This is a genomic window from Halomonas sp. MMSF_3323 (assembly GCF_030733595.1).
Lineage (GTDB): Bacteria > Pseudomonadota > Gammaproteobacteria > Pseudomonadales > Halomonadaceae > Halomonas > Halomonas litopenaei.
On record NZ_JASHIT010000024.1, the window covers coordinates 44,746 to 71,736 of the forward strand.

Annotated in this window: 22 protein-coding genes; 18 read left to right on the forward strand and 4 right to left on the reverse strand. The window is 65.8% G+C overall.

From position 1 onward, the window contains the following. The 4 genes from RBB39_RS13340 to map all read right to left on the reverse strand — a co-directional run bounded on the left by RBB39_RS13340 (position 1) and on the right by map (position 5,209). A complete protein-coding gene (locus tag RBB39_RS13340) occupies positions 1 to 339 on the reverse strand; it encodes an arsenate reductase (protein WP_108132280.1) in 339 nt (112 codons plus the stop codon). A 43-nt stretch (positions 340 to 382) separates the two neighbouring features. Next, complete coding sequence (gene dapC / locus RBB39_RS13345; protein ID WP_124803484.1) at positions 383 to 1,579, reverse strand: succinyldiaminopimelate transaminase; 1,197 nt, start codon at positions 1,577 to 1,579, stop codon at positions 383 to 385. Positions 1,580 to 1,735: 156 nt separating this feature from the next. Continuing rightward, a complete protein-coding gene (locus RBB39_RS13350; RefSeq protein ID WP_045991188.1) occupies positions 1,736 to 4,411 on the reverse strand; it encodes a [protein-PII] uridylyltransferase in 2,676 nt (891 codons plus the stop codon). Between the two features lie 6 nt (positions 4,412 to 4,417). Next, entirely contained in the window at positions 4,418 to 5,209 is a 792-nt protein-coding gene (map, locus tag RBB39_RS13355) for a type I methionyl aminopeptidase (RefSeq protein WP_045991187.1), read from the reverse strand. 395 nt (positions 5,210 to 5,604) lie between these two features. Here map and rpsB point away from each other — a divergent pair, with 395 nt between their 5' ends. The 18 genes from rpsB (at position 5,605) to tilS (ending at position 26,977) form a co-directional block, all read left to right on the forward strand. Then, on the forward strand, positions 5,605 to 6,351 hold the full coding sequence (rpsB, locus tag RBB39_RS13360) for a 30S ribosomal protein S2 (RefSeq protein ID WP_045991186.1): 747 nt from the start codon (positions 5,605 to 5,607) through the stop codon (positions 6,349 to 6,351). Between the two features lie 150 nt (positions 6,352 to 6,501). Continuing rightward, positions 6,502 to 7,371: a translation elongation factor Ts gene (gene tsf, locus RBB39_RS13365; protein WP_124803480.1), complete on the forward strand. Its 870-nt coding sequence runs from the start codon at positions 6,502 to 6,504 to the stop codon at positions 7,369 to 7,371. Positions 7,372 to 7,514: 143 nt separating this feature from the next. Beyond that, positions 7,515 to 8,282, forward strand: a complete 768-nt coding sequence (pyrH, locus tag RBB39_RS13370; RefSeq protein ID WP_045991184.1) for a UMP kinase — start codon at positions 7,515 to 7,517, stop codon at positions 8,280 to 8,282. A 4-nt stretch (positions 8,283 to 8,286) separates the two neighbouring features. Then, positions 8,287 to 8,844 (forward strand): ribosome recycling factor, encoded by a 558-nt coding sequence (gene frr, locus RBB39_RS13375; RefSeq protein ID WP_045991183.1) that lies wholly within the window; start codon positions 8,287 to 8,289, stop codon positions 8,842 to 8,844. 202 nt (positions 8,845 to 9,046) lie between these two features. After that, positions 9,047 to 9,817 (forward strand): polyprenyl diphosphate synthase, encoded by a 771-nt coding sequence (uppS, locus tag RBB39_RS13380; protein ID WP_045991283.1) that lies wholly within the window; start codon positions 9,047 to 9,049, stop codon positions 9,815 to 9,817. Beyond that, positions 9,810 to 10,616 (forward strand): phosphatidate cytidylyltransferase, encoded by an 807-nt coding sequence (locus RBB39_RS13385; RefSeq protein WP_306169142.1) that lies wholly within the window; start codon positions 9,810 to 9,812, stop codon positions 10,614 to 10,616. The genes uppS and RBB39_RS13385 overlap by 8 nt, the downstream gene beginning before the upstream one ends. Beyond that, on the forward strand, positions 10,613 to 11,836 hold the full coding sequence (gene ispC, locus RBB39_RS13390) for a 1-deoxy-D-xylulose-5-phosphate reductoisomerase (RefSeq protein WP_306169143.1): 1,224 nt from the start codon (positions 10,613 to 10,615) through the stop codon (positions 11,834 to 11,836). The genes RBB39_RS13385 and ispC overlap by 4 nt, the downstream gene beginning before the upstream one ends. Positions 11,837 to 11,933: 97 nt before the next feature. After that, positions 11,934 to 13,292: an RIP metalloprotease RseP gene (gene rseP, locus RBB39_RS13395; protein ID WP_306169144.1), complete on the forward strand. Its 1,359-nt coding sequence runs from the start codon at positions 11,934 to 11,936 to the stop codon at positions 13,290 to 13,292. Between the two features lie 175 nt (positions 13,293 to 13,467). After that, the gene (gene bamA, locus RBB39_RS13400; protein ID WP_181248592.1) at positions 13,468 to 15,816 is read left to right on the forward strand and encodes an outer membrane protein assembly factor BamA; all 2,349 of its coding nucleotides are present in this window, start codon (positions 13,468 to 13,470) and stop codon (positions 15,814 to 15,816) included. After that, positions 15,816 to 16,322, forward strand: coding sequence for an OmpH family outer membrane protein (locus RBB39_RS13405; protein WP_306169145.1), 507 nt, complete (start codon positions 15,816 to 15,818; stop codon positions 16,320 to 16,322). Before bamA ends, RBB39_RS13405 begins: the two co-directional genes overlap by 1 nt. Positions 16,323 to 16,378: 56 nt before the next feature. Continuing rightward, positions 16,379 to 17,419, forward strand: coding sequence for a UDP-3-O-(3-hydroxymyristoyl)glucosamine N-acyltransferase (gene lpxD, locus RBB39_RS13410; protein ID WP_045991178.1), 1,041 nt, complete (start codon positions 16,379 to 16,381; stop codon positions 17,417 to 17,419). Between the two features lie 114 nt (positions 17,420 to 17,533). Continuing rightward, complete coding sequence (gene fabZ, locus RBB39_RS13415) at positions 17,534 to 17,977, forward strand: 3-hydroxyacyl-ACP dehydratase FabZ (RefSeq protein WP_045991177.1); 444 nt, start codon at positions 17,534 to 17,536, stop codon at positions 17,975 to 17,977. Beyond that, the gene (gene lpxA, locus RBB39_RS13420) at positions 17,974 to 18,741 is read left to right on the forward strand and encodes an acyl-ACP--UDP-N-acetylglucosamine O-acyltransferase (RefSeq protein ID WP_045991176.1); all 768 of its coding nucleotides are present in this window, start codon (positions 17,974 to 17,976) and stop codon (positions 18,739 to 18,741) included. The genes fabZ and lpxA overlap by 4 nt, the downstream gene beginning before the upstream one ends. 132 nt (positions 18,742 to 18,873) lie before the next feature. Further along, the gene (gene lpxB, locus RBB39_RS13425; protein ID WP_306169146.1) at positions 18,874 to 20,160 is read left to right on the forward strand and encodes a lipid-A-disaccharide synthase; all 1,287 of its coding nucleotides are present in this window, start codon (positions 18,874 to 18,876) and stop codon (positions 20,158 to 20,160) included. After that, complete coding sequence (gene rnhB / locus RBB39_RS13430) at positions 20,150 to 20,788, forward strand: ribonuclease HII (RefSeq protein WP_231498598.1); 639 nt, start codon at positions 20,150 to 20,152, stop codon at positions 20,786 to 20,788. The genes lpxB and rnhB overlap by 11 nt, the downstream gene beginning before the upstream one ends. A 46-nt stretch (positions 20,789 to 20,834) precedes the next feature. Then, positions 20,835 to 24,344 (forward strand): DNA polymerase III subunit alpha, encoded by a 3,510-nt coding sequence (dnaE, locus tag RBB39_RS13435; protein ID WP_306169147.1) that lies wholly within the window; start codon positions 20,835 to 20,837, stop codon positions 24,342 to 24,344. Positions 24,345 to 24,502: 158 nt separating this feature from the next. Further along, positions 24,503 to 25,456 carry an acetyl-CoA carboxylase carboxyltransferase subunit alpha gene (locus RBB39_RS13440; protein WP_045991173.1) on the forward strand — a complete coding sequence of 318 codons (954 nt, stop codon included), beginning with the start codon at positions 24,503 to 24,505 and terminating at the stop codon, positions 25,454 to 25,456. Between the two features lie 210 nt (positions 25,457 to 25,666). Then, positions 25,667 to 26,977 carry a tRNA lysidine(34) synthetase TilS gene (gene tilS / locus RBB39_RS13445; RefSeq protein WP_287164369.1) on the forward strand — a complete coding sequence of 437 codons (1,311 nt, stop codon included), beginning with the start codon at positions 25,667 to 25,669 and terminating at the stop codon, positions 26,975 to 26,977. Positions 26,978 to 26,991 lie beyond the last annotated feature (14 nt).

Consider the following 26,991-nt stretch of genomic DNA (forward strand, 5'->3'; position numbering starts at 1 on the left):
TTAGAGGTCGTCGTAGTCGCCGTCGCGATAGCCGACCAGGATGTCGTCGCCGGTGTCGAGCAGCGGGCGCTTGATCAGGGTCGGGTTGGCGAGCATCAATTCGCGGGCCTTGTTGGCGTCGACGTCGTTCTTGTCGTCGTCAGGTAGCTGGCGCCAGGTGGTGCTGCGCTTGTTGAGCAGGGTCAGCACCGGCACCGACTCGAGGAAGTGCTCGAGCAGGGCCGCCGATACGCCATCGGCGCGCAGGTCATGGACCTGGTAGGGGTGGCCGCTGCCGTCCAGCGCCTTCTGGGCCTTGCGGCAGGTATCGCAGTTCTTGATCACGTAGAGCGTCAGCATGGGGCCCGTCCTCAATGTTCGTTGGTCGTGGCGTCGGTCGGGATCAGCCGCGTGCGAGCAGGTCGCGGATGCGCTCGGCCGCTTCCCGAGTGGGGGCCAGTTCGTCCACCAGTGCCAGTCTCAGCCGACCGGCGCCCGGGTTGGTGCCGTCGCTGCCGGTTCTGCCCATGTAGCTGCCCGGCAGGACGCTGACGTGGGCCTCGGCGTAGAGTCGCCTGGTGAAGGCGGCGTCGTCACCGTCGGGGACCGCTGGCCACAGATAAAAGCTAGCCTCGGGGGCGGGAAAGTCCATCACCGGTGCGAGGATCTCGGTGACCGCGGCGAACTTGGCGCGGTAGGCGTCTCGGTTGTCGCGCACGTGGGCTTCGTCGGACCAGGCGGCGATCGAGGCCTGCTGGATCGGCAGCGCCATGGCGCAGCCGTGGTAGGTGCGGTAGCGACGAAAGCGGCTGATCAGCTCGGCGTCGCCTGCGACGAAGCCCGAGCGTAGCCCCGGCAGGTTCGAACGCTTGGACAGCGAGTGGAACACCAGGCAGCGGTGATAGTCGTGGCGCCCCATGGCGGCGGCGGCCTGCAACAGTCCCGGTGGTGGCGCCTGCTCATCCAGGTACAGCTCCGAGTAGCACTCGTCGGAGGCGATGATGAAGTCGTACTCGTCGGCCAGGGCGATCAACTGCTGGAACTCTTCGATCGGGGTCACCGCGCCGGTGGGGTTGCCCGGCGAACACAAGAACACCAGCTGCACCTGGCGCCAGGTGTCGGCGTCGACGGCCGAGAAATCCGGGCGGAAGTCGTTGTCGGCACGGCAGTCGAGGTACAGCGGGGTGCCGCCGGCCAGCAGGGCGGCGCCTTCATAGATCTGGTAGAAGGGGTTGGGCACCGCCACCCGCGCCGGGCGTGAGCGATCGAGACAGGCCTGGACGAAGGCGAAGATGGCCTCGCGGGTACCGTTGACCGGCAGCACCTGGTGCTCGGCGTCGAGCCCGTCCAGGCCGAAGCGGCTACTGGCCCAGTCGGCGATGGCCTGACGCAGCTCGGGCAGTCCGGCGATGGCCGGATAGCGGGCGAAGTCATGCTGATGTCGGACCAGGGCGTCGAGTGCCGCCTGGTAGGGCGCATGCTGTGGCTCGCCGATGGTCAGCGGACGATGGGCGAGGTCGGCTGGTGGCGTCAGGTCCGCCTTCAGCGCCGCCAGGCGCTCGAAGGGGTAGGGTTGCAAGGCGTCGAGATCAGGGTTCATGGGGTCCAGGCGCGCCCTTGGGGCGTCGTTGTCATCACGGGAGTGGGTGCCGTCGGCGCGGGGCGCGACCGGGCATCGATTATAGGGAAGGGGCGTACCAGCCTCAAATCGACGCGCCTTGCCTGCTGTGTGATTCAGGTCAGCTCGGCGGGGCCGCTAGACACTGAGGACGTCGATCAGCCGTTCGCGCAACTGCTGCTGGCGCTCGGGGTCGGTGATCGGTCGGCCTTCGCGGTCGGTGACGTAGAAGACGTCCTCGACGCGCTCGCCGAGGGTCGCGATCTTCGCCGCCGACAGGGTGATGCCCTGCTCCATGAAGATACTGCCGACCCGAGCCAGCAGGCCGGGCCGGTCCGGTGCGGTCAGCTCCAGCAGGGTGCGCTCGCCACCCGGGTCCTGTTCGATGGCCACCTGGGTGGCCACCTTGAAGTGCTTGAGCTGGCGCGGGGTGTGGCGGGTGACGATGGTCGGGTAGTCGTCCGGGTCGTCGAGCTCTTCGACCAGGTGGCGGCGAATCTCCTCGAGGCGGCTGGCGTCGCGGATCGGCTTGTCGTGGTCATCGAGCACGATAAAGGTGTTCAGCGTCCAGTCATTGAGCGAGGTGGCGATGCGCGCGTCGTGGATCGACAGCCCGAGCTGCTCCATGGCGGCGGCGGTGGCGGCGAACAGGTCATCCACCGAACGGGTATGGATAAATACCTTGGTCCCGCCCTCGGCCATGTCGTCGGTGGGCGCGTTGATCAGGATCAGCGGCAGCTCGCTGCCGGCGTGGGCCAGCATGCCCTGGGTCTGCCACACCACCTCGCTGGAGGCGTACTGCAGAAAGAAGTCCTCGCCGAGCGACTCCCACAGGGCGTCGACCCGCGCCATGTCGGCGCCGATCGTGGCCAGCAGCGAGTGCGCCTCCTCACGGGTCTCGCGGACCCAGTCGGCGCGCTCCAGCGGGTTCTCGAGGCCACGCCGCAGTGCCCGCCGGGTCTCGGCGTGGAGCTGGCGCATCAGCGAGGCGCGCCAGCCATTCCACAGGGTGGGATTGGTCGCGGTGATGTCGGCCACGGTGAGGATGTACAGATAGTCCAGGCGGGTCTCGTCGCCGACGCTGGCGGCGAAGTCGCGAATCACCTCGGGGTCGGTGATGTCGCGCTTCTGGGCGATCATCGACATCAGCAGGTGGTTTTCCACCAGCCAGCTGACCAGCCGGGTATCACGCTGGCTGAGCCCGTGGCGTTCGGCGAAGTCCTCGACCTCGCGGGCGCCGATCAGCGAATGATCGCCGCCGCGGCCCTTGCCGATGTCGTGGAACAGCCCGGCGATCCACAGGATCTCCATCTTCGGCGCCTGGTGAATCAGGGTCGCCGCCACCGGGAACTCCTTCTTCGCCTCGGGCTTGCGGAAGCCGTGCAGGCACTTCAGCAGGCGCAGGGTGTGGGCGTCCACGGTGTAGATATGGAACAGATCGTGCTGCATCAGGCCGACCGCCTGGCCGAAGGCCGGCAGATACTTGCCCAGCACCCCGTAGCGATTCATCCGGCGCAGCTGGCGGGCGACATTGCCACCGGAGCGCAACAGCGCCATGAACAGCGCCTGGTGACGCGGGTCGTTGCGGTAGCGGTCGTCCATCAGGTGGCGATGGTCGCGGATCAGGCGGATGGTGTCGGCGCGTACGCCTTCGATCTCGGGGTGCTCGGCCATCAGGTAGAACAGCTCGAGCAGCGCCGCCGGCTGGTCGCGGAACAGGGTCCGCGAGCGCACCTGGATGTAGCCGCCGGCGATCTCGAAACGCTCGTTCAGCGGGGTCACGTTGATCGGGGTATCGGGCCTCAGGATCTGTTCGTCGAAGTGCTGCAGCAGCATGTCGTTGAGCCCGGCCAGGGCGGTGACATGGCGGTAGTAGCGCTTCATGAACTGTTCCACCGCTAGGCGCTCGGGACTGTCGCGGTAGCCGAACAGCTCGGCGATGGTGTTCTGGTGGTCGAACAGCAGCCGATCCTCGGCGCGCCCGGTGAGCATGTGCAGGGCGTAGCGGACCTGCCACAGGAAGGCCTGCCCCTGGCTCAGGATGCGGTGCTCGGCATCGTTCATGAAGCCCTTGGCGACCACGTCCTCGTAGGACTCGGTATCGAAGTGGCGCTTGGCCACCCAGCCGATCATCTGGATATCGCGAAGCCCCCCGGGGGAGCTCTTGATGTTCGGCTCGAGGTGATACTCGGAGTTGTTGAAGCGGTAGTGGCGGGTGATCTGCTCCTGCCACTTGGCCTCGAAGAAGCGGTCTGCCGGCCACATGCGCTCGCCGGACAGGCGCTCGCGCATGGCCTGGCGCAGGGCCTCGCGGCCGGCCAGGGTGCGTGACTCGAGCAGATTGGTGATGACGGTGACGTCGGCCTTCGCCTCGCGCTCGCAGTCGTTGAGCGAGCGCACGCTGTGGCCGATCTCGAGACCGATGTCCCACAGGAAGGTGATGAAGGCGGTCAGCGGCTCGCGGTAGGGCGTGTCATCGTCGTCCTCGAGCAGGAACATCAGGTCGATGTCCGAATGAGGGTGCAGCTCACCGCGGCCGTAGCCACCCACCGCCAGTAGCGCTACACCATCGTCCAGGCCTGGCTGGCGTGCCCAGGCCAGCGCCAGCAGCTGGTCCAGACACCAGGCCCGTCCTCGCACCAGGTCGCGGATGTCGGCGCCGCCGAGGAAGCGCTCGTCCAGCCGCGACTGGATCTCCTTGAGCGCGCCCTTGAAGGGCGCGATGGGGGAGCGCTGGCCCTCGAGCTGGCGAGCGAAGTCGTCGAAGTCGAACAGCTCGAATTCCGGTGCGAAGCGATAGTGGTGCAGCAGCATGGGCTCTCAGCGCTCGAGGAAGGACAGGTCTTCGTCGGAACGGGCGGTCAGCACCTCGACCCCCGTCTCGGTCACCAGCAGGGTGTGCTCCCACTGGGCGGTCAGCCCCTTGTCCTTGGTCACGGCGGTCCAGCCATCGCGCAGTACCTTGGTGCGATGGTCGCCGACGTTGATCATCGGTTCGATGGTGAAGCACATGCCGGCGGCCAGTTCGATATCCGCCTCGGGGGCGTAGCCGTCATAGTGCAGTACCTGGGGGTCCTCGTGGAAGCCGGCGCCGATGCCATGGCCGCAGAAGTCACGCACCACCGAATAGCCGTTGGCCTTGGCGTGGCTCTCGATGGCCCGGGCCAGCTCCGACAGTCGGGCGCCAGGGCGTACCAGCGCCATGCTGCGGTAGAGGCACTCCTGGGTGACCCGGCACAGCCGCTCGCCCTGGATGGTCTCGCCGATGATGAACATCACGCTGGAGTCACCGTGGTAGCCGTCGGCGGTCCTTACGGTGATGTCCATGTTCATGATGTCACCCTTCTTCAGCTTCTTGCTGTCGTCGGGGATGCCGTGGCAGACCACGTGGTTGATCGAGGTGCAGATCGACTTGGGAAAGCCGTGATAGTTGAGCGGCGCCGGGGTGGAGCCGAGCTCGTTGACGATGTAGTCGTGGCACAGCTTGTCCAGGTGGCCTGTGCTGACGCCGGCTTCCACGTGGGGGGCGATCATCTCCAGCACACTGGCGGCCTGGCGGCCAGCTTCGCGCATCTTCTCGATTTCTTCGGGCGTCTTGATGGGTACGTTCATGGAATCTCGGTCTGGGTGGTGTCGCCCCGGCGCAGGCGGCTGAGCCGAGTCGCTGGCTCGCGGCGACGATGACCGCGGCGACTCCGGGGAGGGACGCGTCGAGGTGCGCGAGACGTTGGGCGACTTCAATTCGAAGGTCATCCATGGTATAAAGCTGCGCGCTTTCCTGCAATCGCCGTTCCTTGCTGGTGTTTTCGTCGAGACCCTGGTCTTGCGATCGCCTGCAACGGGATAGCCCGCTGGCGAGCGACAAACAGTAGAAGAGGTCTCCATGACGGAGCCTCGCGCCTTGAAAACACACACGCACCGACACATGGTCCCGGGTGCCTGAGGGAAACCTCTGGTCGGATCCATGGGGTGCGTGGAGGCCTAACCCGATTTTTCAGGAGTCATCCATGGCACACGTCAATATGCGTGACCTGCTCAAGGCAGGCGCACACTTCGGTCACCAGACCCGTTACTGGAACCCGAAGATGGGCAAGTTCATCTTCGGCGCTCGTAACAAGATTCACATCATCAACCTCGAGCATACCCTTCCGGCGCTCAACGAGGCGATCGATGTGGTCGAGAAGATGGCCGCTTCCAACAACAAGATCCTGTTCGTCGGTACCAAGCGTAGCGCGAGCAAGATCATCAAGGAAGAAGCGAACCGTGTGAGTCAGCCGTTCGTCAACCACCGCTGGCTCGGCGGCATGCTGACGAACTACAAGACCATTCGTCAGTCCATCAAGCGTCTGCGCGAACTCGAAACCATGCACGAAGATGGCACCTTCGAGAAGCTGACCAAGAAAGAAGTCCTGATGGCCACCCGCGAGCAGGACAAGCTCGAGCGTTCCATCGGCGGTATCAAGGACATGGGCGGCCTGCCGGACGCACTGTTCGTGATCGACGTCGACCACGAGCGCATCGCCATCAACGAGGCGAACAAGCTGGGCATCCCGGTCATCGGTGTGGTCGACACCAACTCCGATCCGGACGGCGTCGACTACGTGATCCCGGGCAACGATGACTCCATCCGCGCCATCCAGATCTACGTCAAGGCCATCGCCGATGCCTGTGGCCGTGCGAAGGAAGGTCGCCCCGATGAGTTCGTCGAAGTGACCGACAGCGAAGGCGACGCCGCCGCTGCCGCTGCCGAGTAAGCTTCGGCCCGCCTGGGCCAGCCGATCGCGCAAGCGATCCACGCCGGACAGGCGCAAAGGGGGCCGTGGCCCCCTTTTCTCTACTTCAGGCCCGCGGTAATACCGAGGGTCTCTCCGACACCCAGGTCGAACCATTTAGAGGTGAATACCATGGCAGCTATCAGCGCCTCCCAGGTCAAGGAACTGCGCGAGCGTACCGGGCTCGGCATGATGGAGTGCAAGAAGGCACTCACCGAAGCCGGCGGTGACATCGAGCAGGCCATCGAGGATCTGCGCAAGAACTCCGGTCTCAAGGCCGCCAAGAAGGCCGGTCGTACCGCCGCTGAAGGTGTCGTCGTCACTCGTGTGGCCGAAGACGGTGGCTACGGTGTGATGGTCGAGATCAACTCCGAGACCGACTTCGTTGCCCGTGACGACAACTTCAAGGCCTTCGCCGACAAGATCGCCGACGCCTTCTTCGCCGCCAAGAGCGACGACGTGGCCGCGGTGACCGAAGGCGAGCTGGAAACCGCCCGCGAGCAGCTGGTGCAGAAGATCGGCGAGAACATCGGCGTGCGCCGTGCCGTCGTCGTCGACGCCGCTGAAGGCAACCTGGTGGGTGCCTATGTGCACGGTGGCCGCATCGGCGTGCTGACCGAGCTCAAGGGCGGCACCCAGGAAGCCGCCAAGGACGTGTCCATGCACGTTGCCGCGATCAACCCGACCGTGGCCCGTCCCGAGGACATGCCCCAGTCTGCCCTCGACGAGGAAAAGGCCATCATCCTGGCTCAGCCGGACATGGCCGGCAAGCCTGAGCAGATCGCCGAGAAGATGGTCCAGGGCCGTCTGAAGAAGTACCTGGCCGAGAACAGCCTGACCGAGCAGCCCTTCGTCAAGGACCCGAACCAGAGCGTGGCCGAGTTCGTCAAGGCTGCCGGTGGTGAAGTGGTCGGCTTCACTCGCTTTGAAGTGGGCGAGGGCATCGAGAAGGAAGAGGTCGACTTCGCCAAGGAAGTCATGGAACAGGCCAAGCGTAGCTAAGGTCCAAGGTTCCAAACTGTGCCTGCACAGTGTAATGATGGCGTGCGCGAAAGCGCACGCCTTCGTGTATGCGTCAGCGGTGGGTGTCTCGCGGCCTGACCGACCGCCACCCGACCCAGTCAAGCCCAAAGCGGAGAAATGCCATGAGCAGCGTCGATTCTTCCCCCCTGTCCAAGTCCGAGAAGCCCCGTGCCGCGGTGTCGAAGTACAAGCGCATCCTGCTGAAGCTCTCGGGTGAGGCGTTGACCGGGGATGCCGACTTTGGCATCGACCCCAAGGTACTGGACCGCATGGCGCTGGAGATCGGGCAACTGGTCGGTATCGGTGTCCAGGTCGGTATCGTGGTCGGTGGCGGCAACCTGTTCCGCGGTGCCGCCCTGCACGAGGCCGGCATGGAGCGCGTGACCGGTGACCACATGGGGATGCTGGCCACGGTGATGAACGCCCTGGCCATGCGTGATGCGCTGGAGCGCTCGAACATCCGTTCTCGAGTGATGTCGGCCATTCCCATGAGCGGCGTGGTGGAGCACTACGATCGGCGCACGGCGATTCGCTACCTGACCTCCGGTGACGTGGTACTGTTCTCCGCCGGTACCGGCAATCCCTTCTTCACCACCGATTCCGCCGCCTGTCTGCGCGGTATCGAGATCGACGCCGATGTGGTGGTCAAGGCCACCAAGGTGGACGGCGTCTACAACAAGGATCCGGTCAAGTTCGACGATGCCGTGAAGTACGACGAACTGTCCTATGATGACGCCCTCGATCAGAAGCTCGGGGTGATGGATTTGACCGCGATTTGCCTGGTGCGGGACCATGACATGCCGGTCCGGGTCTTCAACATGAACAAGCCTGGCGCCCTGCTCAACCTGGTGGTGGGCGGCAAGGAAGGCACGCTGATTCACAGAGGGTGACATCGTGATCAACGAGATCAAGAAAGACGCAGAAGCAAGAATGCAGAAGACCGTCGAGTCGCTGCATCACAACCTGAACAAGATTCGTACCGGTCGTGCTCATCCCAGCATTCTGGACGCGGTGCAGGTCGAATACTACGGTTCCATGATGCCGCTCAACCAGGTGGCCTCGGTCAACGTCGAGGACGCCCGCACCCTGGCCGTGGTGCCCTGGGAGCAGAGCATGGTGCCGAAGGTCGAGAAGGCCATCATGACCTCCGACCTGGGCCTCAACCCGGCGTCTGCCGGCAACGTGATCCGCGTGCCGATGCCGATGCTGACCGAGGAGACCCGCAAGGGCTACATCAAGCAGGCGCGTCAGGAGGCCGAGAACGCCCGGGTGGCGATTCGCAACGTGCGCCGTGACGCCAACAACGACCTCAAGGCGCTGCTCAAGGACAAGGATATCTCCGAGGACGAGGAGCGTCAGGGCGAGGACGAGATCCAGAAGATCACCGATCGCTTTGTCGCCGAGATCGACAAGACCCTGACCGCCAAGGAAGAGGACCTGATGCAGGTCTGAGGCGCCCTGGCGATACCCGTACCGGCCTGCCAGTGCGGCCGGGAGGGGGCGCGATACCGAGCGGTCACGCCTGGCGTGGCCGGTCGGCCGCTGGGTACTACGTCGTTCAGCGATCCCTGGCGACCCCGCCATCGGTCATACTGTCTGGACTCCCCGGGTCAGGGATGCCTCGGGGCCTGATTCAACCGTCATGCGAGACACCATGAAGTCAACGCCGTCTCCCGAACTCCGCCCGTTACCGCCGACCGCGAGCCTGCCTCGCCATGTGGCGGTGATCATGGACGGCAACAATCGCTGGGCCAAGGCGCGCGGCCTGTCAGGAGTGCGTGGACACCACGCCGGCGTGGAGGCGGTCAGGGCCGTCATTCGTCGGGCGGCGGAGCGCCGCATCGAGACGCTGACGCTGTTCGCCTTCTCCAGCGAGAACTGGAAGCGCCCGGCGGCCGAGGTCAACGCCTTGATGGAACTGTTCCTGATGGCGCTCAAGCGTGAGGTCAAGAAGCTGCACGAGCATGACATCCGGCTGTCGGTGATCGGCGATACCTCGGGGTTTTCCTCGGCCATCCAGAAGCGTATCGAAGAGGCCGAGCGACTGACCTGCGACAACCAGGGGCTGCGTTTGGTGATCGCCGCCAACTACGGTGGTCAGTGGGACATCGCCCGGGCTGCGCGGCGGCTGGCCGAGCGAGTGGCCGCCGGCGAGCTCGACCCCGGCGCCATCGACGAGCAGGCGCTGGCCGATCAGGTCAGTCTGAGTGACGCCGCGCCGGTGGATCTGTGCATTCGCACCAGCGGTGAGCGGCGCATCTCGAACTTCCTGTTGTGGCAGCTGGCCTACGCCGAGCTGTACTTCACGCCCGTCCTGTGGCCGGACTTCGATGGCGAGGCCTTCGATGACGCCCTGGAGGATTTCTGCCGGCGCAAGCGCCGCTTCGGCATGACCGACGAACAGCTCGAGGCCCAGGGTGCTTAGACAGCGGATCATCACCGCAGCCTGGCTGGCGCCGCTGGCGCTGGCCGGGCTGTTCGGCCTGGAGGGCGGCCCCTTCGCCCTGTTTACCGCCGCCATCGTGGTGCTGGCGGGCTGGGAGTGGGCCAATCTGGCGGGGCTCGAGCGCGGGGCCTCGCGCCTGCTGCCACCGCTGGTGCTGGCCCTTGGCATGGCGCTGCTGTGGCAGTTCGGCCAGCACCTGGCGCTGTGGCCGCTGGTCATCGGCGCGCTGGGCTGGGCGCTGAATCTGTGGTGGGTGCTCGGTCATCCTGGGCGCAGCCATCAGTGGTCCTCGCGGGCGATGCGCCTGGCCATGGGGGCCTGGGTGCTGCTGCCGACCTGGGTCGGCTTCAATCTGCTGCGCGAGAGCGGCAGCGCCTGGCTTCTGTTCGTGCTGCTGCTGGTGTGGGGTGCCGACATCGGCGCCTACTTTGTTGGGCGTGCCCTGGGGCGGCGCAAGCTGGCACCCAATGTCAGCCCCGGCAAGTCCTGGGAAGGCGTCTATGGCGGCATGGCGGTCACCGCTGCGCTGGCGCTGGTGTTCGCGCTGTGGCAGCAGCTATCGCTGTCCGCCGGTCTGGCGCTGGTGGCGTTGACCCTCGGCGTGACCCTAGTGTCGGTGCTCGGCGATCTGCTCGAGAGTATGCTCAAGCGCCATCGCGGCCTCAAGGACTCCAGCGCGCTGCTGCCGGGGCACGGCGGGGTGCTCGATCGCATCGACAGTCTTACCGCGGCGGTCCCGGTGTTCGCCCTGTTCTTTACCTGGCTGGTGCAAGCATGACGGCATCTGCAGTTTCTGCCTCGTCCCAAATCTCCTCGACCACCATCAAGGGCGTCTCGGTGCTCGGTGCTACCGGCTCCATCGGAACCAGTACCCTGGACGTCATCGCCCGCCACCCCGACCGCTATCGGGTCCACGCTCTCACCGCCCATCGCTCCCGCGAGGCCCTCTATCGTCAGTGCCTGACCCATCGTCCCGACGTGGCGGTGCTCGGCACGCCGACCGACGCCGACTGGCTGGCCACGCAACTGAAAGAGGCCGGGCTCGCCACCGAGGTGCGCCACGGCGAAGCGGCTCTGGCCGAGGTGGCAAGCGCCCCTGAGGCCGAGGTGGTGATGGCGGCCATCGTCGGCGCGGCGGGCCTGTTGCCGACGCTGGCGGCGGTGCGGGCCGGCAAGCGCGTGCTGCTGGCCAACAAGGAGGCCCTGGTGATGTCCGGGGCCCTGTTCATGAAAGCGGTGGAGCAAAGTGGTGCGTCGCTGCTGCCCATCGACTCCGAGCACAATGCGATCTTCCAGTGTCTGCCTGGCCAGCATCGTGGGGGACTCGGGCGCCACGGCGTGACTCAGCTGCTGCTGACCGCCTCTGGCGGGCCGTTTCGTGGCTTTGATGCCGAGCGGCTGGCCCGGGTGACCCCGGATGAGGCCTGCGCCCACCCCAACTGGTCCATGGGGCGCAAGATCTCGGTGGACAGCGCCACCCTGATGAACAAGGGGCTGGAATTGATCGAGGCCTGCTGGCTGTTCGACGCCCGCCCCGAGCAGATCCAGGTGGTGGTGCATCCCCAGAGCGTGATCCATTCCATGGCCGCCTACAGCGATGGCTCGGTGCTGGCGCAGCTCGGCAATCCCGATATGCGCACCCCCATCGCCTACGGTCTGGCCTGGCCCGAGCGGATCGAGGCAGGGGTCGAGGCGCTGGACCTGTTTCAGGTGGCCAGGCTCGACTTCGAACCCGCCGACGAGGCCGCCTTTCCGTGCCTGCGGTTGGCCCGTGAGGCGATGGACGAGGGTGGGCTGCAGCCGGCGGTGCTTAATGCTGCCAATGAGGTGGCGGTCGAGGCCTTTCTCGACGGGCGGCTTGGGTTCACCGAGATCCCCCGGCTGGTCGAGGCGGTGCGCGCAGGTGCCCCCGGTGGTGGCGCCGATGATCTGGAGGCGGTACTCGCCGCCGACCATGACGCCCGCGCGCGTGCCCGTGCCTGGCTGGAGGCGTTGTGATGATCGCGCACCCGGTTGAACCTTTTGCCTTGGGCGCTGCCGGAGCCTGGGAAGCGGCGGCGACGGCGGCCGTCTTGATACAGCCAAGGAGGCTTGCGTGGGCCTGATTCAAAATATTCTGGCCGTGATCGTCGTACTCGGCCTGCTGGTCACCTTCCATGAGTTTGGTCACTTCTGGGTGGCGCGGCGTTGCGGGGTCAAGGTGCTGCGTTTCTCGGTGGGTTTCGGTAGCCCGCTGTGGTCGCGTTTCGATCGCCATGGCACCGAATTTGCCATCGCCGCGATTCCGCTGGGCGGCTACGTCAAGATGCTCGACGAGCGCGAAGGCGAGGTGCCCGAGGACCAGCTCGATCAGGCGTTCAATCGCAAGTCGGTGTGGGCCCGCATGGCCATCGTTGCGGCGGGCCCGCTGGCCAACTTCCTGCTGGCACTGGTGGCCTACTGGGCGCTGTTCGTCGCCGGGACTACCACGGTGGTGCCGGTGGTGGGTGACGTCACCCCGCAGACGCCGGCGGCCGAAGCGGGCCTAGAGTCGGGGATGGAGCTGACCGCCATCGGTGGCGAGACGGTGCGCTCCTGGGACGAGGTCAATCTCAAGCTGGTGGCGGCCATCGGCGCCAGTGGCAGCCTGGAGATCGAGGCCCGCGAGGAGGGCTCGAGTGCCTCCCGCAGCTATCGCGCGCCGGTCGAGAACTGGCTAGTGGGGCAGGACCCGCCCGCGCCGCTGGCAACGCTCGGTATCGCCCCCTGGCGTCCCGACATGCCTGCCGTCATCGGCCAGGTGATGGAAGGGGAGCCCGCGGCCGAGGCAGGGTTGCAAGCCGGTGATCGTGTGCTGAGTATCGACGATCGCGCGGTGACTGACTGGCCTGATCTGGTCGAGCGGGTCAGAGCGCGACCCGGCCAGACACTGTCGCTGGAGGTCGAGCGCAACGGCGAGTCGAAGGCGCTGAGTCTGACGCCGCGGATCAACCGGCTGGATGATGGAAGCGAGATCGGCTATATCGGTGCCGGCGTTGCCCCGGTAGACTGGCCCCAGCAGTACCAGCGGGAAATCCGCTACGGCCCCCTGGACGCAGTGGGGCAGGCGGCCTCACGTACCGCCGAGATGACGCTTCTGACGTTCGACGCCGTGCGCAAGATGGTGGTTGGCCTGATTTCGCCGACCAATCTGTCCGGGCCCATCACCATCGCTCGGATCGCCGGTGACACGGCGCGTTCCGGGCTCGAGAGCTTCATCAACTTCATGGCCTATCTGTCGATCAGCCTTGGGGTGCTCAACCTGCTGCCGATTCCGGTGCTCGACGGCGGCCATCTGCTGTACTACCTGGTCGAAGCGGTACGTGGGCGCCCGGTGTCCGAGCGCACCCAGGCCGTTGGCCTCAAGGTCGGGCTGGCGCTGGTGGGCACCCTGATGATCATGGCCCTGTACTTCGATGTGATGCGCTTGTGGTAGAAGTTGCCCCCGCCATCGACGTGGTGCGTGCGCAACAACGAGCGCCCAGGTGAATCGCGCTTTGCCGGGGACGTCACCAAGCGAGACGCCGCCGCCAACTTGTCAGTAAGGCGGAGAAATGTATAAGGTGCCTGTCTGGACAGGTACGCTGACTCAACGCGAGCGAAACGACTGCATGAAAATCAAGACCATCGGATTGGCGACACTCTTGACCGCCTGTGCCCAGGTGGCGCACGCGGCCCCTTTCACCGTGTCGGACATTCGCGTGGAAGGCCTTCAACGGGTCTCTGCGGCTTCCGTCTTCAATGCTTTTCCCGTCAACGCTCGCGATCGAGTGGACGACAGTGAACTGGCCGAAGCGGCTCGCCAGCTGTTTGCCACCGGACTGTTCGAAGATATCCAGCTGGCCCGTGAAGGCGACGTCCTGATCATCCAGGTGGAGGAGCGCCCGACGATCTCGGCGCTGAATATCGAAGGCAACTCCCAGATTCCCGACGAGGACCTGCGTGCGGGCCTCAAGCAGGCCGGCATCAGCGAAGGCCAGGTGCTGCAGCTCTCGACCATCGACGAGATGAAGCGTGAGCTGGAAGGCCTCTACCAGTCCCAGGGCCGCTACAGCGCACGCATCGACACTGAGCTGACGCCGGTGGGCCAGGGCCGGGTGCGGGTCGACATCAACATCAATGAAGGTGCGGTCGCCAAGATCCGCCAGATCAACATCGTCGGCAATGAAGCCTATTCCGACGAGATCCTGCTCGACGAGTTCGAGCTCGAGGACGATCCCGGTCTGTTCTTCGGCTGGTTCTCCGCCGACGAGTACTCCCGCGAGGCGCTGGCTGGCGACCTGGAGCGGCTGCGCTCCTACTACCTAGACCGCGGCTACGTGAACTTCGAGATCACCTCGAGCCAGGTATCGATCAGCCCGGACAAGTCGCGCATCTTCATCACCATCAACGTCAATGAAGGCAATCGCTACCGGGTCGGCGACATCAGCTTCGTTGGTGATCTCAAGGTGGCCGAGGCCGAGGCCCGCGAGCTGCTGCAGTTCGAATCCGGTGATATCTTCTCGCGCAGCGACGTGGTGGCGTCCTCCGAGGCCATGCGCTCACGCCTGGGTGCGGAGGGCTTTGCCTTCGCCGAGGTCAATGGTATCCCCGAGGTGCGCAGCGACGGCGAGACGGTGGACCTGAGCTTCCAGGTGGCGCCGGGGCGTCGCGCCTACGTACGGCGTATCCAGTTCGTCGGCAACACCACCACCAAGGATGAAGTGCTGCGCCGCGAGATGATCCAGATGGAGAGCGCGCCTGCCTCCACCGAGGCCATCTCCCAGTCGCGCCAGCGCCTCGAGCGCCTTGGCTTCTTCAAGCAGGTGCAGGTGCAGACCGAGCCGGTCCCCGGCGAGAGCGACCAGCTCGACGTCACCTACACCGTCGAGGAACAGCCCTCAGGCTCGCTGTCGGCGAGTCTCGGCTTCTCCCAGAGTGCCGGCGTCATCTACGGTGCCTCGCTGTCCCAGAACAACTTCCTGGGTAGCGGCAACCGGGTCAATATCGGCGCCCAGAAGAGTGATACCTACACCAGCGTCAACTTCGGCTTCACCGATCCCTACTGGACCCTGGACGGCATCTCCCGCGGCTACAACTTCTACTACCGGGCCACGGACTACGAAGATTCCGACATCTCCACCTACTCCACCGATGCCCTCGGTGCCGGGATCAACTTCGGCTACCCGATCAACGAGCTGACGCGGATGAACTTCGGCGCCAACATCGAGAAGCTCGAGATCGACACCTACGATGACACCCCGTCGGAGATCAAGCGTTACGTGCTCGACGAGGGTGACGACGCCAGTACCCTGTCGGCCACCGGCAGCTGGACCCGCAACGACCTCAACCGCGGCATCATGCCGACGGCGGGTAATTACCAGCGGCTGTCGCTGGAACTCGGGGTGCCCGGCAGTGACGCCGAGTACTACAAGGCCAGGGCCCAGGCCAAGCACTTCTTCCCGTTCAACGAAGAGCAGACCTGGTCGTTGAAGTTCAGTGGCCAGCTGGGCTACGCCGATGCCATCAATTCGAGCGACCCCTATCCGTTCTACGAGAACTTCCTCGCCGGTGGCCTCGGCTCGGTGCGTGGTTTCACCGACAACACCCTTGGCCAGCTCACCACCGAACGTGAGGACGGTGATGACGAGACCCTCGGCGGTAACGTGCTGCTCGAGGGCAGCATGGAGCTGATCTTCCCGATGCCGTTCGTCGAGGACAAGCGCTCGGTGCAGCCGTCGCTGTTCGTCGATGCCGGTAACACCTTCCTCACCGAGTGCTACGACGTGCTGTCCGAGGACGAGGATCGCAAGAAGTGCAACTCCGGGGTGGAATTCAGCGATATACGCTACAGTGTGGGCGTGGGCGTCTCCTGGCTGACGCCGGTGGGTCCCCTGACCTTCAGCGTGGCCGAGCCGCTCAATGACGAGGACGAGGACGACACCCAGGTGTTCCAGTTCTCGCTGGGTCAGACCTTCTGATGAGGACAGGCGGCCGTCGCCGCTGGCTGGTGTGGTTGGCGCTGGCCGCTGCACTGAGCAGCCCGGTGTCGGCATCGGCGTCCCAGGTGGCGGTGCTCGACTGGCGTCGCGCCGTGCTCGACACCGAGGCCGCCCGCAGTGCCATGGATAGCCTGCAGCAACAGGTCGCACCCTGGCAGCGCGAGGCCGAAACGCTACGCCTTGAGCTCGAGGCCCTGGCCGACGACCTGGCGGCTGCCGAAGGGCAGCCGAGCCCCTCACGGGTTCAGGAATTTCAGCGAAAAGGGCAGCGTTTCGATCGCCTCAGACGTGATATCCTCGAGGCTCGCCAGGAAGCCGAACAGCGTTTGATAAGTCGCCTGGAAGGCAGGGTCGACCAGGCGGTCGCTCAGGTCATCGAGCGTCACGAGGTCGAGGTGCTGGTGACACCGGACGGTGTCCTGCACAGCGGTCGTGATCTGCCGGACCTGACGGCCGAGGTCACCCGGCTGCTCAACACGTACTGAGGGAATCGCCGACAGCGCCTGTCCCGAATTCCGTCGTCACCGCATTACGGTCATACATGAAATCGACACGTACACAGCCAAACCTCTCCGATATCGCCTCTCGCCTGGGCGCTCGCCTGCACGGTGACGGCAGCCAACGTATCGTTGGCCTTGCGACGCTCAAGGACGCCGGCCCCGATCAGGTGAGCTTTCTTGCCAATCGCGCCTATCTGAAGGACCTGCCGTCCACCCGGGCGGCGGCGGTGCTGCTTCACGCCGACCATCTCGACGCCTGCCCGGTGCCAGCGCTGGTGCTGGACAATCCCTACCTCGGCTACGCCGAGCTTTCGCGCATGCTTGACCCCCAGGCCGACGCGCACCAGCCGGGCATCCATCCCAGTGCGGTGGTGGCCGAGGACGCCAGTCTGGGTGCCGACGTCTCGATCGGCCCCAATGCGGTGATCGAGTCAGGTGCTCGCCTGGGGGATCGTGTGGTGGTCGGGCCCGGTTCGGTGGTCGGGGCGGACTGCGAGATTGGCGAGGACGGTTTCCTGCACGCCAACGTCACCCTCTATCACGGCGTGGTCGTCGGCAAGCGTGTCATCTTGCACAGCGGTTGCGTGATCGGTGGCGATGGCTTCGGTTTTGCGCACGACGGTGGCGGTTGGCGCAAGATCGCCCAGCTCGGTGGCGCGGTGCTCGGCGATGATGTCGAGGTCGGCAGTTGCTCGAGCATCGACCGTGGGGCGCTGGGTGACACCGTGATCGGCAACGACGTCAAGATCGACAGCCAGGTGCAGATCGCCCACAACGTGCACATCGGTGACCACAGCGCCCTGGCCGGCTGTGTCGGCATCGCCGGTTCCACCCGGGTGGGCCGCCACTGCATGCTGGGTGGCGGAGTGGGGCTGTCCGGCCACCTGACCATCTGCGACGGCGTCCAGGTCACCGGCATGAGCCTGGTGACCAACTCCATCCTCGAACCCGGGGTCTATTCCTCGGGCACCGGGGCCATGGAAAACAGTCAGTGGCGCCGCAATGCGGTGCGTTTCAAGCAGCTCGACAGTATCGCCAAGCGGGTCAATCGTCTGGAGAAGCGAGGCTCCGGCGAGGCTTGAGGGGCGGGTACAGGTCGGTATAATCCACCGCCTATTGCCGGTATGGTGCCCTTGGCCCCCGCCGGTCATGTCCTTCCAGGGAGAAGGGCTCTTGTCATTTCAGAGGTCGCTACGATGGTTATGGACATCAACGAGATTCGCGAATATCTGCCCCACCGCTATCCTTTTCTGCTGGTGGATCGGGTCACGGAACTGACCCTTGGCGAAACCATCGTTGCCTACAAGAACGTCAGCATCAACGAGCCGTTCTTCAATGGTCACTTCCCCCACCACCCGATCATGCCCGGCGTGCTGGTGGTGGAAGCGCTGGCCCAGGCCTGCGGTATCCTGGGCTTCAAGACCGTCAACAAGCTACCCGCCGATGGCTATGTGTACTACCTGGTCGGCAGCGACAACGTGCGCTTCAAGCGCCCGGTGATGCCGGGCGACAAGCTTGAGCTGCGCGCTGAGGTCGAGCGGGCCAAGCGGGGTATCTGGAAGTTCAAGTGCCGTGCCACCGTGGAAGGCGAGCTGGCCTGTGAGGCCGACATCATCTGTGCCGAGAGGAAGATCGCTTGATACATCCGACCGCCATCGTAGACCCCGGCGCCCGCCTGGCCGACGATGTCGAGGTGGGGCCCTTCAGTGTGATCGGCCCAGACGTCGAGATTGGCGCCGGGTCGGTCATCGGCCCCCACGTCGTGGTGCAGGGCCCCACCGTGCTGGGCGAGCGTACCCGCATCTTCCAGTTTGCCTCGGTGGGGGAGGCCTGCCAGGACAAGAAGTATCAGGGCGAGCCGACCCGCCTGGTGATGGGTGACGACAACGTCGTGCGCGAGGGCGTCACCCTGCACCGGGGCACCGTTCAGGATCGCAGCGAGACCACCATCGGCTCGCGCAACCTGTTCATGGCCTACGTCCACGTCGGCCATGACTGCGTGATTGGCGACGACTGCATCCTGGCCAATCAGGTCACCCTGGCGGGCCACGTGCACCTGGGCGACTTCGCGATCATTGGCGGGCTATCCGCCATTCATCAGTTCTGTCGTTTCGGCTCCCACGCCATGGCAGGCGGTGGCTCGATCATCACCAAGGACACCCCGGACTTCGTGATGATCAACGGCAATCCGGCCCAGGCCCACGGACTCAACGTGGTCGGGCTCAAGCGCCGCGGCTTTGCGACGGAAGCCATCCGCGCCCTCAGCGAGTCCTACAAGCTGGTGTACCGTCAGGGGCTTACCGTGGAACAGGCCATCGGCGAGATCCGCCAGCGCTTCTCGCTGGCCGAGACCGAAGCCTTCGTGGCCTCGATCGAGGCGTCCTCGCGGGGCATCATCCGCTAGGCAGTCGTCGGCCCGGCGGTCGGCGCCCGCAGCGGCGGGCGTCAGCCCCAGCGTCGTCGGTCATCTTGATGGCCGTCGTCGGCTTGGGCACCCTTCCATCGTCAGACTTGTTCAGCCAGTCAGGTATCCGTCATGACCCACGCTGCACGCGATGTCGCCAGCGAGACAGGCTCAATCCGTCGCGTCTATCTGGTGGCCGGTGAACTGTCCGGCGATATTCTCGGAGCTAGCCTGATGCGCGCGCTCAAGGCGCGTCATCCCGAGGTGGCATTCCGAGGACTGGGTGGCCCGCGCATGATCGCCGAGGGGCTCGAGTCGTTGTATCCGCTGGAGACCCTGTCGGTGATGGGGCTGGTGGAGGTGATCAAGCACCTGCCAGAGCTGATCCGCGTGCGCCGTACCCTACGCCGGGATGCGCTGGACTGGGAACCCGACATCATGGTCGGGATCGACGCCCCGGACTTCAACCTTGGTCTCGAGCGCCAGTTGCGCGAATCAGGTGTCACCACCGCCCACTACGTCAGCCCGTCTGTATGGGCCTGGCGTCAGGGGCGGGTCAAGGGCATCGCCCGCTCGGTCGACGCCATGCTGACCTTTCTGCCGTTCGAGGCGGCCTTCTACGTCAAGCACCGGGTGCCGGTGGCCTTCGTCGGCCATCCGTTGGCCGACGAACTGCCGCTGGTCAACGACCGCCGGGCCACGCGCGAGGCGCTGGGGATTGCCGCCGACGCCCGGGTGCTGGCGTTGCTGCCCGGCTCCCGGCGCAACGAGATCCGCTTCATGGGGGAGACCTTCCTGGAGGCTGCCGAGCGCCTGGTCAAGGCAAGGCCGGGGCTTGCGGTGGTGATCCCCGCGGCCACGCCCGAGCGCAGGCAGGAGCTCGAGGCGCTGCTGGCCGCGCGGCCGGCGCTTGCAGCCTGCGTCAGTCTGCTCGATGGCCAGGCCCGTGAGGCCATGGTGGCAAGCGACCTGGTGCTGCTGGCTTCCGGCACCGCGGCGCTGGAGGCGATGCTGTGTCATCGCCCCATGCTGGTGGGCTACCGCATGGCGCCGATGACCCATCGCATCGCTCGGCTGATGGTCAAGACCGAGTGGATCTCGCTGCCCAATCTGATCGCCCGCGAATCGCTGGTGCCGGAGTTGATCCAGGACGACGCCAGCAGCGAGGCCATTGCCACCCGCCTGGGCAAGTTGCTCGACGATGAAGCGGCGCGGACTGCGCTCGAGGCTCGCTTTGCCGCCATGCACGAGGGGCTGCAGCGTGACGCCAGCCGGCGTGCGGCGGAGGCCATCGAAGCGCTGGTCGCGGGGCAGCCGTTGCCGGATAGCGTATCGCCTCGGCTGGCCGAGGAGGTGGCCGAGGCCACGGCTGATGAAACGTCAGATGATGTCCGTCAGGAGGCAAGCGGTGGCCGCTGAAGCGAAGTCCAGGCGCAGCAACAAGCCTGCCTTGCCGCCGCTGGTGGTGAACTATGATGGCAGCTTGCTGGCCGGTGTCGACGAGGTCGGTCGAGGGCCGCTGGTGGGCTCGGTGGTGGCGGCGGCGGTGATCCTCGATCCCTCGGTGCCGATCAGCGGACTCAATGACTCCAAGGCGCTGAGTGCCAAGCGTCGCGAGGCGCTCGACGGCCAGATACGCGAGCATGCGCTGGCCTACCATGTGGCCGAGGCGAGCCCCGAAGAAATCGACCGGCTCAATATCTATCACGCCACCCATCTGGCGATGCGCCGGGCCATCGATGGTCTGGCGCCGGCTCCTGAGTACCTGCTGGTGGACGGCAATCGGCTGCCCGGGCATCATGTTCCGGGCCAGGCAGTGGTCAAGGGAGATGCCCGCCATCCGGCCATCGCCGCCGCCTCCATCCTGGCCAAGGTGGCCCGTGACGCGGCCATGCTGGCCCTCGACGAGCGCTATCCCGACTACGGCTTCGCCCGCCACAAGGGCTACCCGACGCCTGAGCATCTGGCCGCGCTCGAACGCCTCGGGCCGCTGGCCGAGCATCGCCGGTCGTTTGCACCGGTAAAGCGTCAGCTGGCGCTGTTCTGACCCGTTTTCACACACCCGCCACGGCGGGTCGAGGTAAGGCTTTCTCATGTCCGCTCCCTTCGTTCATCTTCGCGTCCACAGCGAGTTCTCCCTCGTCGATGGCCTGGTGCGCCTCAAGCCGTACGTCAAGGCGGGCATCGAGCACGGGGCGCCGGCGCTGGCGCTGACCGACGAGGCCAACCTGTTCGGCCTGGTGAAGTTCTACAACGGTGTCCAGGGCGCCGGCATGAAGCCGGTCATCGGCGCAGATCTGTGGCTGGTCAACGGCCACGACCTGGATCACCCCTATCGGGTGACCCTGCTGGCGATGAACGACGTCGGCTACCGCAATCTGACCGAGCTGATCTCGCGTGGCTGGGTCGAGGGCCAGCGCCAGGGGCGGGCCTACCTGGAGAAGGCCTGGGTGCTCGAGCAGAACGAGGGGCTGATTGCGCTGTCTGGTGGTCGCGACGGCGATGTCGGTCGCCACCTGCTCAGCGATCTTCACGCCGATGCCAGGCGCCTGCTGGACGACTGGTGCCAGGCCTTCCCGGGACGTTTCTATCTGGAGCTGACCCGTACCGGCCGCCCGCTGGAAGAAGACTGTGTACACGCCTCGGTGGCGCTGGCGCTGGACACCGGGGTGCCGGTGGTGGCCACCAACGACGTGCGCTTTTTGAAGCGTGAGGACTTCTGGGCCCACGAGACCCGGGTCTCCATCGGTGAGGGCAAGGCGCTCGACGATCCCCGACGTGAGCGCCGTTACACCGAAGAGCAGTACCTGAAGTCGCCCCAGGAGATGGCCGAGCTGTTCGCCGATATCCCCGAGGCGCTGGAAAACAGCGTGATGATCGCTGCGCGCTGCAACGTCGACGTGCGTCTGGGCGAGATATTCCTGCCGGAGTACGGCATCCCCGAGGGCATGACCCAGGACGAGTTCTTCCGCAAGATCTCCCACGACGGTCTGACCGAGCGCCTTGATGCGCTCTATCCGGTGGCCCAGCACCCCCGCGACAGCGACGAATGGGCGGCCCTCGAGCAACGCTACCGCGAGCGCCTGGACTTCGAGCTGAACATCATTCTGCAGATGGGGTTCCCTGGCTACTTCCTGATCGTGATGGACTTCATCCAGTGGGCCAAGGACAACGACGTGCCGGTGGGGCCGGGGCGGGGGTCCGGTGCCGGCTCGCTGGTGGCCTACGCCCAGAAGATCACCGACCTCGACCCGATCCAGTACGACCTGCTGTTCGAGCGCTTCCTCAACCCGGAACGTGTCTCCATGCCCGACTTCGACGTCGACTTCTGCATGGAGAAGCGCGACCGGGTCATCGACTACGTGGCCGAGCGCTATGGCCGCAACGCGGTGTCCCAGATCGTCACCTTCGGCACCATGGCCGCCAAGGCGGTGGTGCGCGACGTGGCCCGGGCCCAGGGCAAGCCCTATTCGCTGGGTGACAAGCTGTCCAAGCTGATCCCCTTCGAGGTCGGCATGACCCTGGCCAAGGCCATCGAGGAGGAGCCTCAGCTCAAGGAGTTCCTCGAGGCCGACGAGGAGGCGCAGGAAATCTGGGACATGGCGCTCAAGCTCGAGGGCGTGACCCGAGGCACCGGCAAGCACGCCGGTGGCGTGGTGATCGCCCCCACCAAGCTGACTGACTTCTCGCCGCTGTTGTGCGATGAAGACGGCTCCGGTCTGGTGGTGCAGTTCGACAAGAACGACATCGAGGACGCCGGCCTGGTCAAGTTCGACTTTCTTGGCCTGCGCACCCTGACCATCATCGACTGGGCGTTGGAGATGGTCGACAAGGTGCGCTCGAAGGAGGGCCAGGGACCGCTCGATATCGACACCATTCCGCTGGATGACGGCAAGACCTTCGAGATGCTCAAGAAGGCCGAGACCACCGCCGTGTTCCAGCTCGAATCCCGCGGCATGAAGGAGCTGATCAAGCGCCTGCTGCCGGACTCGCTGGAGGACATGATCGCCCTGGTGGCGCTGTTCCGTCCCGGTCCGCTTCAGTCCGGCATGGTCGACGACTTCATCAACCGCAAGCACGGTCGGGCGGAGATATCCTATCCGCACCCGGACTACCAGCACGAACTGCTCAAGCCGGTGCTGCAGCCCACCTACGGCATCATCCTGTACCAGGAGCAGGTGATGCAGATCGCCCAGGTGATGGCCGGCTATTCGCTGGGCCAGGCCGACCTGTTGCGTCGTGCCATGGGCAAGAAGAAGCCGGAAGAGATGGCCAAGCAGCGCGCCGGCTTCATGGAGGGCTGCGCGGCCAACGGCATCGATGCCGACCTGGCGGGCAACATCTTCGACCTGGTGGAGAAGTTCGCCGGCTACGGCTTCAACAAGTCGCACTCCGCCGCCTACGCCCTGGTGTCCTACCAGACCGCCTGGCTCAAGGCCCACTATCCGGGTCCCTTCATGGCGGCGGTAATGTCCACCGAGATGGACAACCTCGACAAGGTGGTGCCGCTGATCGAGGAGTGTCGTCACCTCAAGCTGACGGTGACCCCGCCGGACGTCAATGTCGGTGGCTACAAGTTCACCGTCGACGAAGAGGGGCGGGTGGTCTACGGCCTGGGCGCGATCCGTGGGGTGGGCGAAGGTCCCATCGGCGCCATCGTCGAGGCGCGCAGCGCAGACGGCCCCTTCAGCGACCTGTTCGACTTCTGTCGGCGGATCGACCCCAAGCGCATGAACAAGCGTACCCTGGAGGCCTTGATCCGCTCCGGGGCGCTGGACAACCTGGGGCCAAACCGCGCCGTGCTGGCCGCCTCGCTGGATGACGCCCTGAAGGCCGCGGCCCAGAGCCACAAGAACCAGAGCGCCGGGATGATGGATCTGTTTGGCGAGGCCTTCGCCCCGGACGAGGACGACAGCGCCAGCGATCCCTACGCCGACTATCTGCGGGTGCGTGAGTGGAGCGATCGCGAGCGCCTGGCCGGCGAGAAGGACACCCTGGGCCTCTACCTGACCGGCCATCCCATCGATGAATACGAGGAAGAGCTTTCGCGCTTCGTCTCGACCCGCATCGCCGACTTGAAACCGTCCCGCGAGCCCCAGCGGGTCGCCGGCCTGGTGGTGGCCCAGCGCACCATGAAGTCCAAGCGTGGCGACACCATGGCGTTCGTGACCCTGGACGACCGTACCGGACGCATCGAGGCGTCGCTGTTTGGTGAACTCTACGACAGCGTGCGTGAGCAGCTCGACAACGCCGAGGTGCTGATCATCGAAGGCGAGGTGTCCAGCGACGACTACTCCGGCGGCCTGCGCCTGCGCGGCAAGGAGGTCACCCCCATGGTCCAGGCGCGCTCGCGCTTCGGTCAGGCGGTGGAAGTCTCGGTGGATGGGCGTGAGGCCAACGGTCGACTGATCGACAGCCTGCGCACGAGCCTCGAGCCGCATCGTCACCAGGAAGGCCTGCCGGTGCGCCTGCGCTACCGCAATCTGGAGGCCACTGGCTGGCTCGAACTCGACGAGCAGTGGAAGGTGCTGCCATCCGACGACCTGCTGATCGCGCTGCGTGAGGTCGAGGGCCAGGACGGCGTCCGCCTCAAGTATCGCTAGCGGCGCGGGGTTGCGAGGGCGCCTCTACGACGATCTTGACCCGCTGCGCCTTGCGTGGCCCGGTCAGGGTGCGATAATGCACACCACTTTTTCTTTGCCATGGGTGGGCTTGCGACGACTGCGTCGCGCCCGCCTGACCATGACCACAAGGCTGGCCCATGAATCCCAACTATCTCGATTTCGAACAGCCCATCGCCGAACTGCAGGCCAAGATCGAAGAACTGCGTCTGGTCGGCAACGACAGCCAGGTCAGCCTGGCGGACGAAATTTCCCGACTCGAGGAAAAGAGCCGCAAGCTCACCGAGTCGATCTTCAAGGACCTGTCGCCGTGGCAGGTATCCCAGCTGTCGCGCCATCCCCAGCGTCCCTACACCCTGGACTACCTCGAGCACGTATTCACTGACTTCGACGAACTGCACGGTGATCGCGAGTTCGCCGATGACGCTGCCATCGTCGGCGGTGTGGCGCGACTCAATGATCGTCCGGTGATGATCATCGGCCACCAGAAGGGCCGCGACGTCAAGGAGAAGGTGCGCCGCAACTTCGGCATGCCGCGGCCGGAAGGCTATCGCAAGGCCTGCCGTCTGATGGAGATGGCCGAGCGCTTCAAGATGCCGGTGCTGACCTTTATCGACACCCCTGGTGCCTACCCGGGCATCGACGCCGAGGAGCGCGGTCAGAGTGAGGCCATCGCCTACAATCTGGCGGTGATGTCGCGGCTTGAGACGCCGATCATTTCCACCGTGGTGGGCGAAGGCGGCTCCGGCGGCGCCCTGGCCATCGGCGTGTGCGACGAGCTGATGATGCTCGAATACTCCACTTACTCGGTGATCTCGCCGGAGGGCTGTGCCTCGATCCTGTGGAAGAGCGCCGAGCGGGCCAGCGACGCCGCCCAGGCCATGGGGATCACCGCCAGCCGTCTCAAGGAGCTGGGCTTCGTCGACACCTTGATCAAGGAACCCCTGGGCGGCGCCCATCGCTTCCCCCATGAAACCGCCACCCGGGTCCGCGATGCCATCGGCGAAAGCCTCGAGCGCCTCGACGCCATGGATACCGCGGCGCTGCTCGAACGTCGCTACGAGCGTCTGATGAGCTACGGCGCCCCGGCCTGAGCCCGAACGCTCTGCATCGATGAGCGTCTGATGAGCCACGGCGCGCCGGCCTGAGCTCGAGCGCTCTGCATCGATGAGCGTCTGATGAGCCACGGCGCCCGGCCTGAGCTCGAATGCTCTGCATCGATTGTGCGGCCCCCATCGTCCTGCGATGGGGGCCGTATGCATAGTAGGTGCCACCGCCCACCCTGACCCTCAGGAATCGCCGACATGCCGACGTCTCCCACCCTTGAAGCGCGAATCGAGCGGGCCCTCGACCGGGTGCCGCCGGAGCGGTCGTTGTGGATCGCGCTGTCCGGTGGGCTCGACTCCTGCGTGCTGCTGGCGCTGGCGGCAAGGGCCTGCGGGCAGCGGTCGCGCCGATTGAGGGCGATCCACGTGCACCATGGCCTGCAGGCGGCGGCGGATGACTTCGAGCGCCACTGTCGCAGGCTGTGCGCGCAGCAGGGGGTAACCCTCGAGGTCGTCCGGGCAAGGGTGGACCGTACCTCCGGCAAGGGCCTGGAGGCGGCGGCGCGCCAGGCGCGCTACGACACCTTCGTCGAATGCCTGGACGCCGGTGATGTGCTGTGGCTGGCCCAGCACCGTGATGACCAGGCCGAGACGCTGCTGCTGGCCGCACTCAGGCGCGCAGGCGTTGCGGGCCTTGCCGCCATGCCGGCGCGGCGTGAGGAGCGTGGCCTTTCGATCGAGCGCCCCTTGCTGGAGGTCCGGCGAAGCGAACTGGAAGCCGAAGCCCGGCGTCGCGGGCTCGATTGGGTCGAGGACCCCAGCAACGCCAGTCGCGAGTTCGATCGCAACTATCTGCGTCATGAGGTGGTGCCGGCGCTGGAGCAGCGCTGGCCCGACGCCGCGGACGCCCTGGCGGCGAGTGCACGGCATGCCGGCGAGGCGGCGGCACTGCTGGACGAATACGCGCTTGAGGATCTGGCGCGGCTGGGTGGCGACCCCGCCAGGCTGGAACTCGAGGGCCTGCTGTCGCTGTCACGGCGCCGTCAGCGCTGGTTGATCGGGCTGTGCATGCGTCGGCTGGGACTTGCGCCGGCACCGGGACCACGGTTGGACGATCTGCTCGAGCAATGTCATGCCCGGCGTGACGCCGAGGTCAAGGTGAGCTGGCCCGGGGCAGAGGCGCGGCTCTGGCGCGGTGCGTTGTGGCTGATGGGGGAGGGTGCCGGAGATCCGCTGGAGGTTGCCGAAGGCCCCTGGTCGCCAGGGAGCGCCCTGGTGGTCGCGGGGGTGTCGATGAAGCTGCCGACGACAGAGGAGGAAACGCCGCTGCCACTGTGGCTGCGCCAGCGCCAGGGCGGCGAAAGGCTGAGGCTTGCCGGGCGAGGAAGTCGCGACCTGAAGCGGCTGCTGCAGGAAGCTGGTGTGCCGCCCTGGCGGCGTGCCCAGGTGCTGGTGGTGTGGCAGGGCGAGGTCTGTGTGGCTGCGCTGGACGCCGGCAGGGGGTGCTGGATCGCCCTGGCCGAGGGCTGGACGGCGTCGCCCTTACGGGCAACGCCTGGGGCCGGCTGATGGCTTGGCCAAGG